Here is an 11762-nt window from a genome sequence, read left to right on the forward strand (position 1 = left end):
CAGTATATCATACTTGTGTTCTATTCCTGGTCTGTAAATGAGGGTTTATGGTTTTTGAGTGACTATCAGGCTAGGATAGAGGTTAACTAACGTCATGTGCAAGTTTTATCCCTCACACCTCGCGCCTACGGCTCTCGCTTGTTTTGGGGGAGGAAAATGGCGAGGCGGTCGCGACCACCTCGCCATTTTCCTCCCCCAAAAGTGGGTATGTGGAAAACTTGCACATGGCGTTAGCTATTTTCTGGGGGAACGCCTGTTTTATAGATGGCGTGGAAGAGTGATGGTAACTGTTCCACTCTATCTATAAAAGCACGTTGGGGGCTTCTTCGCATATGTTTTGCTTACTGAAAGATATTTATAACTTGCCGCTGATTTTCAGGAAGCCCCAGTCGAGGAGGTTTGAGATGTCGGTATTACGTTGGTCTTCAGCGGGACTATTCAGGATTGCTCCGACGATATAGTGTCCATCACGAGCGGCGGCGAAGGCGAGGCAAAAACCAGCCTGCGTGGAGTGTCCTGTTTTGACACCTAGCATGCCAGGATAGGTACTGAGTAGTCCGTTGGTGCTTTCCCAATGAAATTTGGAATGAAATTGCGTTGGAGGCACATCGTAGCTGGTTTGCTGGACGATAGTAGCAAAGGTGCTATTCGCCATTGCGACCTGGGCCAGTTTGGTCAAGTCGGCCGCGCTCGTAGTACTGTTAGGACCATCAAGCGTCAAACCATCTACATCGACAAAGTGGGTATTAGACAGCCCAAGATTTGCGGCTTTATTATTCATCAACTGAACAAAGGCAGGTGTAGAGCCTCCTACGTAGTCTGCCAGGGCTGTGGCGGCGTCCGCGCCAGATGGTAGCAGGCTACCGTATAAGAGATCCTGCACCTTCATAATCTCGCCTGTGTGCAGATCAGCCCTACTAGCGGTACCATCCGCAACCCGATCCACTGCATCCTGTGGAATCGTGACCCTGTCATTCAAGCCAACACTCTGTATTGTGATCAGAGCCGTCATGATTTTAGCGGTACTGGCCATTGGCAAAGGCATAGTTGCGTTGACATTGGAAAGCACATTATTTGTATATCCATCAACCATATACACGGCGGGTGCCTGAACATGTGGCATCATACCCCGAGGCGTTGCGGTTGGCGTAGGTATAGGGGTTGGAGTTGGTTCGGGCGTGGGAGTCGGTTCAGGTTCGGGGGTTGGAGTCGCAGTCGGTTCCAACAGGCCAAAGGTCCCCATAAGCTGATTATTCAAAGGTGTAAATGTAAAGACATAGACCATAGAGCCAAATAAAAGTATTACAATAATAAATACAATGGCAAAAATACGGCGCTCCATGCACAGAACTCCTAACTAACAATAAATTTTTTAGTGGGCTCATCACTCCCTTTATAGTATCGAATGAAATAAAGTTTTGTTAACAGTTTGAGAGATTTCGCAAAAAAATTATCTTCTATTTAGTTGAACGTTACAATCTATTATTTATCACTATTCGATTTGTAATTCTTCAGATCATGCGAGTACTTGAAATCGAACAAGAATAAAACTAGCGCAAGCATTTATGTTTTTTCCATTAACTCCATATAAAATTGCTTTTGCGCTCCTATACCCCATAGTGTAAGATAAAGAAAAGAAGAAAATTACTCGCTTAGCTACGTTGCTTGCAGAATCTACTCATTATGAACGCTTAGTAGTCAATTCTGGATGATGGAGATAACGCTCATGCTTAATCCTACCTTCTTCGCTTACGATGAAGAATCAACGCCAGATATCAAGCTCATTTCAGAGAACCGTCGTGGAAATATCACGATACAAGATATTACGTATGCCAGTCCGCAAGGCGGTCGTGTTCCTGCGTATATGATTGTTCCACAGGGAAATGGACCATTTGCGGGCGTAATATTTGTCCATTGGAGCCAGAGGGATCGTACCGAGTTTCTAGAGGAGGCAATTACTCTGGCTGAGATCGGCATAGTTTCACTGTGTATCGATGCACCATTTCTACGTCCAACCAGTCTAAAAGCTCCTATCTCGTCCAAAACAGCGGCCAGAGATCTTGGCTTGCAAATTGTAGCTGATGTACGCCGTGGTGTGGATGTACTGATGGCACAGCCAGGGGTTGATAGACAACGCATTGGTTATGTCGGTCATAGCTATGGTGCTACCAATGGAGGTATCGTTGCTGGCGTTGAGAAACGTATCAAGACATATGTCTTGATGGCAGGCTACGCCAGTACCAGCCAAGTGTACCGCGTGAGCACACATCCAATGATCGCCCAGGGACGCGAGAAGACGCCACCCGCAGAATGGGAGCGCTACCTCGATATGATCGAACCCCTTGACGCCGTGTACTATATTGGTAATACGGCTCCGGCCAGTATATTATTCCAGTTCGCCAATCAAGATGAATTTGTCTCAGAAGAGCAAGCACTCTTATATCTGGAGAAAGCCAGTAAGCCCAAACAGATTCGCTGGTACGATAGTAGCCATGAGCTCAACGGCCAGGCTCGTATAGATCGGGCAATATGGCTTTGTCAAGAACTGAATCTGGGTCCGCTCCCTGCGAGCATACAAACTAAACTTGGCTAATGCGCCGCGCAACTATTTTTCCTTAATCGTGCTTGTCTGTGTGGTATGGTGAGTGTGCAATATAAGCCATGCATCTACCACACAACATCTCTATTACAATCTCCTTCTTTAGCCTCCTTTCTCCACGTCATCTTAACCTTTATCCTCATACATAGGTAATTAGGGCTAATATCATCCATGTTTCTGGATATACCAATCTGTTTCATGCTATTCTAAGCATGTGCCTACGATGACCTGAACAACAGGCTACGCGAAGATAATTTGCGTGGACGAGGAACCTCCCATGTCAAAGGGAACGGAAGTTGTCTATTCAAAGTGAGGAAACATTGCAAGTACATCACTATCTAAAGAATTTTTTCAAGGCGGAAAAAATTAAGCCGAACAAAAAACAGCATCTAGTTGCAGTTGTAGGAACACTAAGTATCTTAGGAACCAGTATGGGAATTGGCTTTGCGACCCCGAACATGGCCCATGCCGCTCCCAATTGTTCCAACTCCTACAAAGTTGTAGCCGGAGACACACTGAGTGAAATTGGCAAGCGTGCTGATACCGATTGGAAAAAACTGGCGACAAGTAATGGTATCGCTAATCCGGATCGGATCTTTGTCAATCAAAAGATTTGTCTGCCAGCAGGAAAAGTTATTAAGCCTGCAGCCAGGCATACCGAGAGCGCAGTTCCAGCAGCCCCTAAGGCGGCTCCTGCAGTTTCGAAAGAAGCTACCAAGACTATTCCAGCAGCGCCTAAGGTAGTTCCCGCAGCTCCCGCAGCTCCAAAAGCCGCTCCAGCTATCCCAGTGGCTCCCGCTGCCCCAGCAGTGCCGGCGGCCCCAGCAGCACCGGCGGCTCCTGCAGCTCCCGCGACAACCGCTAATGCCAGTGTCAGTAGTATGATTGACGAGATCTTTGGTCCATACGCTGCCAGTGCCAAACACGTGGCCGTATGTGAGTCGGGATTAAATCCAGGTGCTACCAATCCTATGCCGATCGGTGGTAGTCATGCCGCTGGTGTGTTCCAGATCCTTTATCCAAGCACATGGAATACAACTTCACAGGCAGGTATATCTCCTTATGATGCCAGAGCCAACATTATCGCAGCACATGACATTTTTGTGCGTGACGGCTACAGCTGGCGCGAATGGGTTTGCCGCTAGAGGTTGAAACCCAATCACAGAACAGAGTATTAGTTAATTAAGTCAGAGACAACTTCACTTAACTAAAATATTCCAAAAAAGAGAACGTGCCAGGAATTTTTGTCGAAAAAACTCCTGGCACGTTCTCTTTTTACTATATACACTAACTGGATAATAGTCGTGCTCGCAACTCTTGACAGGAGCGCATAGTTATGGGGTGCAAGACGGTTGCCTTGCACCCCATAAGCGTAAGAACTTGAGAAAATAGCCCACTATAGTAGCTATAGTTTATTTATTGACCAGAGGTCTTCTCTACTTCAGCTGACTGGATTTCTAGCGCTTCTGCTTCCACTGGTTGTGCAGCTTTCTTTGATTTTTTGGCTGCTTTTGGTGGGCGTGGAGTCTCAGATGCTTGCGATTGTGACTCGGTACCTGACAATATTTCTGGCTGTGGCGTCTCTGGCAGTTGTGGCAGCACCTGAGACAAGGTCGCGGCATCCGGTCGTGGCGTCTTAGCTACTTTGGGCTTCTGAGGCTGCTGCTGGACTTTCTTTTCAGCGGCAGGGGCAACAGGAGTTGGAGCGGCCTGCTGTTCAGCCTGTCTGGCTGCCCGCTTCTCTTCAGCTTTTTTCAGCTCTTCAGCCTTTTTCTTAGCTGCCTGCTTTTCCTCATACCAATGCTTACCATCCAATAACAAACGATACGTTTTATAGATGGCAGGCCGGTACACCAGATCCTGTGTCTCCAGTGAGCGCATAGCATAGCCACCAAAGCCACGTTTAAAGTTATAGACGCCGTAGAGTTCGGTACCCTCTTCCAGTACATCAGGAATACCACGCGAGTTAAAATACCAGCAATCATGCGACTTGGCCCACAGGATACGCTGCCATTGTAAGAGATAATTGACGCGCAGCTCACGAGACTCATCGGAGGCGGCTTCATACATATTCCAGCTCCAACGTCCCAGGCGTACTACGATCGCGGCCGCAATGATCCGGTTCTCATATTCAGCGACGAGCAGGACCGCATTATCCTTATAGAGGCGCAAGAAATTCTCATAGTACTCTTTGGGTAGAACCATGAAATCGCTACGCTCACCAGTCTCACAATAGATACGGTAAAAGGCATCGATATCAGATTGAGCATGGCTTTCACGAATAGTTGTACCAGTTTTTGCAGATGTACGAATATACTGACGCGTCTTCTTATGCATTTTAGACATCAGCTCTTGCTCGTCCGCGCGAATATCGGTGACCCACTCATGGCGAAGATGGTGGGCATAAGGAATACCACGAAAACCATAGTGGCGCAGAGCATTCAGCCAGGTTTGATCATCATCCGGCACACCTGGCTCCACCTTCAGCATACAAGCCCCGCGCTTATGAGCCTCAGCCTTTACATAATTCAGCAAAATAGTCATAGCTGGAGAAGCAGGATCCTCAATAATCGGTCCACGGGGCGCATAGAAATAAGGTACACGGAGCGCGGGCACGGTAGAGACGAGTACCAGCATAGCTGCGCACAACGAGCCATCCTCGTTGACAACACCAACATGCAGCGAATCAGCATGGCGCTTACCCATCAGCTCGCCCCACTCATATGTCTGGGTAAGATTACATAACTCAGACGCCGCCACGAAGTCATTCCATTGCTGGCGATCAGTAATGATTTGCGCCTTCATTTTTTCTATCCTTTTCCTGATAATTTTATAATCATAAGAAATTTACTGAAGCCACTGAGGGCGGCAGTTCCCATCCGCGTAAAGCGGCTCGGGAACGATACATATCCACGATTTTATATATTGTTTAGGTAGGAGGACGCAACGACATAGCTCTAAAGTCCTCTTACCTGCAAGAGATGTGAGGACAAACATGCTAATCTGGTGTTTACAAGAAAAATCTTTTAGCCAAAAATTGGTGGTAGAAGATGAGCAAGCAAACGTGAAAGCTTGATGTTGAGAAGCTCACAAAATTGGATATGTACGTAAATGTAACATCTTTTCCGTCAATTACTGCATCCAATCCAGATCACAATCGGATGCAAAACATTTACATACATCATAACCGAGTACCGTCGCAGAAACAAGCCCTTGCTTCAGACCCTTGTTGCTGGTATCGGGAATACAGGGATTCACCCCAGGAAGATATTACGGAGAGATAGAGAAGGAAGGACTGCCGGGCTATGCAAATAAGACTTTCGATCCCTTGTATGTATTTTTCTTAAATACACACCGTCAATTGGAGTTGTAGATAGGCAGGTTGAAAGATAATAGCTATGCGAGCGATTGAGGACAAAGAAAAACACAGGTTGTGTTTTACCTGTGTTTTTAAGAAAGCTGATCGTATGTATCGTCTGCGACAAAGAAGTCGAGATCTTTCCATTGGGATAATGGTTTTGGCTTTGGCAGCGTAGAGACGGCTGACATAATGCGCTCAACCATATTTGCTGGTGGTTCTACCTGTAAAAGGTCTGAAAACAGTTCATCCATCTCAAACTCATCCAATGCCACATTGTTGTTTAAAAAGTCTAAAGATACTTTGTTCATAATAAATCCCTCTTACATTCATCGTGTTAATCATCTGGTTTTAACACGATGCACATAAGAGGGAAGTTTCAGAATTCCAAGCTTTAGATTAGAATTATTAAAAATTGGGAAAATTTTAGGATGCGGAGCGGGCGACCCGTGGCTGCCAGTGCTGAGACATAGAGGCGCGCAAGAGAGGGCGGGCGCGCTGGAAGTACGTTTTCGCGGTAGCTTCTGGCATACTTAATGTCTTACCAATTTCAGCGAAGCTTAATTGTGAGGTGTATCGCAAAAGTACTACCATGCGGAACTTTGGAGGCAGGGCATCGATCGCCTCACGCAACTTTTCCTTTAAATCGCTGCGTTCAGCCATCTCGTCTGGCAAAGGACTGCCATCGGGAATAATGGCCAGCGGTGAAAGATCCTCTTCATCATGAGAAGACTCTAACTCAGAGAAATGGATGGCGCGTTTGCGACGCAGTTCATCCAGACAACGATTACGAGCAACCTGGAACAACCAGGCTTTCAAAGGCTCGCCAGTTCTTAGCGTAGGCATAGATATATAGAGTTGAGTAAAAACTTGTTGAGATACATCACAGGCTAAATCATAATCACCAAGTAGATGGCAAATAAAATTAAAGATAGGTGTATTATAACGACGTACCAGTAGTTCAAACGACCTCTGATCACCTGCCAGCGTCTGTTTTACTAATGTACCATCAGATAATTCATCATTGGGTGTAGTTGCTTTTGTGTTTTCCCTAACTTGCATTTCATCAACCTCACTTTCTTTCGTCCCCATTATCATAGTTTTTTTAGCTCAATAACACAAGCATTTTTAGCCTATATAAGCTCTTCCATAAGCTAGTCTAAGCATAAACTTAAGAGATTAACAACAGCTTAGTTCAAGCTTAGAGCTTTCTAATCTCATGCGGCAGCCCACACTGAAAGAAACTCATCATTGTGTGCAATTTTATTGCCATACATAACGTCCTATATGTTATGGGCCTTTCACTAGCTATAACCTTGAATTCCATTAAATGTTGTTTTGCATCTACCTGATTGGATCAGCAAGAAAATAGGAGAACGGCAATGGCAAAAAACTTGCGAGCAGTGCTGAAATTAAAAACGGTTAGAGTCATCTGCGCGCTACTCATAGTAGTAATACTCGCAACCGGCGTTTTTGTATTTGTGGCTAACGCTAACTCAAAGGCAAACCCTGATATATTACAAGTTGTCCGTCCAAAAAATCCGCTCAGGCCAAAGATAGCGATGTTCGAAAAACGCATCACAGCCGTTACTGAAGTCCAAAAACTGTATAATGCAGCTTTAGCACTGCCTGGAGTCTCACCTTTCGCAACTTATAATTGTCCGCTGGACAACGGGACTAAATATGAGCTCACATTTTTGGATGGCACCACGAAGATAAAAACGATGGAATTAGAAATCACTGGCTGCGCATTTATTAGTATTGATACCGATAATATTTTTCATCCCCAGGATGTCCATCACACTGACCAGGCTTTTTTTGAGCTTTTCAGCCACACTATCGGTTTCACAAACGTGGATGATCTTTATAAAGATATGTAAAATGCCTTGTGCCCTATCCCATCAATCTTGCTGTCGCCAGTCAGGCTGAATGGAAGCGTTACCGAATCCATCTGTTTTAGCGGAGCAGTCGTATTAAAGGCATAAGCTCACCGCATAAAAACATAAGGATACAACAAAGATGGCGCTTCTCTTACATATACCAACACAGATCAGGACAATATTAATCGCCGTGATTACGGTTGTAACGTTGTTAGGTATTATGTTTCGTCCATGGAAAACAAATGAGGCACAGATTGCTTTATTAGGGGCGGCAGCCTTGCTACTATTAGGACTCATCACGCCACAGCAGGCTTTTGTGACATTAATCAGTGATTGGAATACCTTTTTCTTTTTTCTGGGCATGATGAGTATTTCCGCTCTGGCTGAGGTGGCGGGCCTATTTGATTGGTTGGCATTTCAGGCTGCCCGCTACTCTGGCCATAGTGCCCGCAGGCTATTTTTTAATACGTTTTTGCTTGGTACTGTGATCTCGATGTTTCTTTCTAATGATGCCACAGCCTTGATCCTGACACCGATTGTTTACACATTGGTGACCAGGTTGCGGCTCCCTATTTTACCTTTTCTTTTTGCCTGCACGTTTATCGCTGATACAGCATCATTTTTATTGCCGGTGAGTAATCCAATCAATATCATCGTGACCTCGCGCTTCCCATTGGATCTCTGGACGTTTTTGCGTCTGCTCTTTATTCCATCGCTACTGGTGATCGGTATCAATATTGGGATTTTCTTTTTGTTGTATCGCAAGCAGCTGAACGGCCAATTTGACCTCAAACGGCTCCCATCCTCAGAGGAGTCGATTCGCCATAAAGCTTATTTTCGCTATGTCTGCGGCGCACTCATCATTATCAGTATCGCTTATATCATTGCGGCGGCCACCCAGTTTCCATTATCGCTGGTCGCGCTGGGAGGTGCCATCATCTTATTGATCGGCGCGCTCACCTGGAAACAAATAACGCTGCCAGACTTAAATAAACAATTGTCCTGGAGTATCTTTGGTTTTATCGCTGGCATGTTTATTGTCGTTCAGGCGCTGGAAAGTACAGGACTCACCACGCAATTTGGTGGCTTGCTGCTACATCTTTCAGGCAACACACCATTTGGGGCAGTCATGGTAGGCACGTTTGGTTCGGCGCTGGGAACCAACTTGATCAATAATGTACCGATGGCTGTCGTCCTGACATCTTCGCTACAAAGCATCCAGCATAGTCCTCTGGCGGTACAACATGGATTCATCGCGGCCACCATCTTTGGATGTGACCTGGGTCCTAATCTAACGACGGTAGGCTCACTGGCTACCGTGCTCTGGCTGCTCATCTTACGCCAGCGCAACCTGGATGTTTCGGGTTGGGACTATTTTAAGATTGGCATTATTACCACACCCATCATGCTCATAGTTGGCGCCCTGGCCATCTGGCTATTACTGTAATACAATACAAGCAGGAGGGATTATATGCGCATACTTTGTTGTCTGGATGGTTCTAATCTAGAGCAAATTCAATCAGCAGTCACTCCATTTATGGAGGCTGGTCAGTCCACCATTGGTATTATCTATGTGATTGATGATGGACCCCGCGACGAGATGGCACGCAAACGCGATCAACTCCTGCGGCCTCTGCGCCATGCTCCAATGCAGGAATCAAAGATCGCGGCCGCCGAGGTAGCCGTAGCGCAGGATATATTATTTGAAGGCAAGCAGGTTTTTTCTGGCGCTGAAAGCCTGCAAAAAACTGGCCGACCCGAACGTGAAATTGTAAATGCGGCCGCCGAATGGGATGCAGATATGATCGTTATCTGTCCACGCAATCCCCAGCATACGAATACAGTGATTGGACCTAAATCTGTCGGACACGTAGCTCGCTTTGTAGTAGATCATGCTCCCTGTCCAGTTCTACTTGTACGTAAGAAAACACACGAGACCTTTCCCATCAAACGTACACCAAGCAAACCACTACGTGAACTATAAACAGAACTCCTTCACGATCATTTTTCTGGCCGATCTATTATAATAGAGAAGCATTGATAATCCTGTTACCTATAAAGAAAAAAGGCCCGTCGTTCATACACGTGCTTTCAATAGCATATTGGTCGTTTATGTTTGTATATTTGTGCTCCGGGCACTATACTGAGATCTACAAGTAAAAGAAGATCCTCAATAAAATATGGCAAATCGCGCCAGTGACAGAGGAGCCCACAGGATATGACAACGCATCTCCAGATCAATGATCAATTTCCTGACCTGGTCCTACCCGACCAGGATAACAAACTGGTACAACTTTCACAATTCACCCAACCAGGACTACTGGATCAGCGCCTTGGCTTTGATGATGGCTATCCTTTGATTGTGATTTTCCTGCGTGGTTTCTTCTGTCCAAGGGATCAGCAGCAGATGCGCCAGATGGTGGAATTTCAAGATGAACTTGCCGTCAACTATGCCAGACTGGTCACGGTTAGCGTGGATGCTCCAATCGTTAATGCCGCCTTTCGCGCCGGGCTGGGAGCTACGTGGACTTTTTTATCAGATGAATCGAGGAGGACCATCACACGGCTCAATATCTTAGATGAGACCGAAGGTGAATACGCCTATCGCGCGCAACCATATACTTTTGTCCTGCGACCTACACTGCAAATCCATGCCATCTACAATGGCTGGTACTTTGTTGGTCGACCGACGCTCGAAGAATTACGGCACGATCTACGCGCTATTATGGAGACACGCTCTGACTATACATATGAAACCTACAATCAGCCAGAGATCAAACAGATACGTATCCCGCAACAAGAATGGGAAAACGGCGCCCCACCAGCTGGCTCCAATGGCCTTCCAGTCTCCTATGGCAACATCCTCTGGTTTGATGTCGATACAGGCGTCGGTATGATCGCTCAGGTGGACTCAAACCAGAACATCTTCTTTCACTTTACCGCCATTCCCGGCCAGGGATACCGTACCATTAAACACGGTGTAGCGGTCAAATTTGAGATCGTGAGTGGTCAGCATGGCCTGAGCGCCCGCAATATTCAGCTCATAAATTAAGCAGGCGATCAGCTTAACATATCATGCTCCATGCATGCTTTTTCTGGGTCGGAACAACCAGCTCGCATAGTGACAGATGGGTATAGCCCATCACAACCTGACTAAAGTGCTCAACAAATTCCGCGCGTTTATCTGAAGCAATGCCTTGCCCATTCACACGCACCTCCCACCAATAGCTAAAGAACATACGCCACGACCAGTGTATAAAGGCATGCTCACCAGACAACTCATAGACACGAAAACGCTGTTTGGCTAGTGGATTGGTATAGGTATCATAATACGCAAACAAACGTGCATCGGACCAGGGCAAAAAGGTACGACGTAATAAATAGTGTACCGCCATCCCCTGCTCATTCACAGAAATGGTCGGACAAAATTCATTTGACGCATCCGACAAAAAGTATAAAACCAGAACAAGTAGAATAATGCCTATCCACCTAAAGCTGGATAACACATTAGCCAGTTGACCACTAATGCTAAAGAATATAGCCAGAATCGTTAAAATTAACAGGGGAAGGCCACAGAGCACGGCTAACAAGATCCACAACCTCTTGCCCGGGCGCAAGGTAATTTTTATAGGCAAACTCAAGGCGGTGACAGAGGGCGTTGGTTGCTCATGTGCCAGATACTGTTCGCGATGAACGGCTGCATCTAAACGTAGCTGGAAGAGACGTTGCCAGTACATTTCACGTACACTGAAAAGCCAGATATAGTAAGCCGCCAGAACAAGATAGATGATGCCACCAACCACAAAATCCTTCTGCTTCAGCAAATACGTATTGATCACCAGATAGGAAAAACAAGCAATCGCCGCCAGCGTTTCCAGCCGCATACGCCAGATACTTCGATCTTTTTTCAGCATCATCATCTTTT

At 46.1% G+C, this 11762-nt stretch carries 11 protein-coding genes; 6 read left to right on the forward strand and 5 right to left on the reverse strand.

Features of this window, described 5'->3' with window-relative positions; all coding sequences use genetic code 11:
• Nucleotides 1-355: 355 nt before the first annotated feature.
• A complete protein-coding gene (locus EL633_RS29970) occupies nt 356-1342 on the reverse strand; it encodes a D-alanyl-D-alanine carboxypeptidase family protein (RefSeq protein WP_126630895.1) in 987 nt (328 codons plus the stop codon).
• 384 nt (nt 1343-1726) lie between these two features.
• Between EL633_RS29970 and EL633_RS29975 the strand changes: the two genes are divergently transcribed.
• Both EL633_RS29975 and EL633_RS29980 read left to right on the forward strand, forming a co-directional pair.
• Nucleotides 1727-2593: an alpha/beta hydrolase family protein gene (locus tag EL633_RS29975; protein WP_161982546.1), complete on the forward strand. Its 867-nt coding sequence runs from the start codon at nt 1727-1729 to the stop codon at nt 2591-2593.
• A 437-nt stretch (nt 2594-3030) separates the two neighbouring features.
• Entirely contained in the window at nt 3031-3744 is a 714-nt protein-coding gene (locus tag EL633_RS29980) for a LysM peptidoglycan-binding domain-containing protein (protein ID WP_126630897.1), read from the forward strand.
• Between the two features lie 271 nt (nt 3745-4015).
• Here EL633_RS29980 and EL633_RS29985 read toward each other — a convergent pair whose 3' ends face one another.
• From EL633_RS29985 to EL633_RS29995, 3 genes are all read right to left on the reverse strand, one after another.
• Nucleotides 4016-5404: a lipid II:glycine glycyltransferase FemX gene (locus EL633_RS29985; RefSeq protein WP_126630898.1), complete on the reverse strand. Its 1389-nt coding sequence runs from the start codon at nt 5402-5404 to the stop codon at nt 4016-4018.
• A 645-nt stretch (nt 5405-6049) separates the two neighbouring features.
• Entirely contained in the window at nt 6050-6268 is a 219-nt protein-coding gene (locus EL633_RS29990) for a hypothetical protein (protein WP_126630899.1), read from the reverse strand.
• A gap of 115 nt (nt 6269-6383) precedes the next feature.
• Nucleotides 6384-7019 (reverse strand): RNA polymerase sigma factor, encoded by a 636-nt coding sequence (locus EL633_RS29995; protein WP_126630900.1) that lies wholly within the window; start codon nt 7017-7019, stop codon nt 6384-6386.
• Nucleotides 7020-7339: 320 nt separating this feature from the next.
• Between EL633_RS29995 and EL633_RS30000 the strand changes: the two genes are divergently transcribed.
• The 4 genes from EL633_RS30000 to EL633_RS30015 all read left to right on the forward strand — a co-directional run bounded on the left by EL633_RS30000 (nt 7340) and on the right by EL633_RS30015 (nt 10889).
• Nucleotides 7340-7837, forward strand: coding sequence for a hypothetical protein (locus tag EL633_RS30000; RefSeq protein ID WP_126630901.1), 498 nt, complete (start codon nt 7340-7342; stop codon nt 7835-7837).
• 139 nt (nt 7838-7976) lie between these two features.
• Nucleotides 7977-9284, forward strand: a complete 1308-nt coding sequence (locus EL633_RS30005; RefSeq protein WP_126630902.1) for an ArsB/NhaD family transporter — start codon at nt 7977-7979, stop codon at nt 9282-9284.
• A 24-nt stretch (nt 9285-9308) separates the two neighbouring features.
• Nucleotides 9309-9821 carry a universal stress protein gene (locus tag EL633_RS30010; protein WP_126630903.1) on the forward strand — a complete coding sequence of 171 codons (513 nt, stop codon included), beginning with the start codon at nt 9309-9311 and terminating at the stop codon, nt 9819-9821.
• Between the two features lie 234 nt (nt 9822-10055).
• The gene (locus tag EL633_RS30015; RefSeq protein WP_126630904.1) at nt 10056-10889 is read left to right on the forward strand and encodes a cold shock domain-containing protein; all 834 of its coding nucleotides are present in this window, start codon (nt 10056-10058) and stop codon (nt 10887-10889) included.
• A gap of 13 nt (nt 10890-10902) precedes the next feature.
• On the opposite strand, the gene EL633_RS30020 is transcribed toward EL633_RS30015, so the two are convergent.
• On the reverse strand, nt 10903-11757 hold the full coding sequence (locus EL633_RS30020; protein ID WP_126630905.1) for a hypothetical protein: 855 nt from the start codon (nt 11755-11757) through the stop codon (nt 10903-10905).
• Nucleotides 11758-11762 lie beyond the last annotated feature (5 nt).

Origin of the sequence: Dictyobacter alpinus (assembly GCF_003967575.1) — a bacterium.
GTDB classification, from domain to species: Bacteria; Chloroflexota; Ktedonobacteria; order Ktedonobacterales; family Ktedonobacteraceae; genus Dictyobacter; species Dictyobacter alpinus.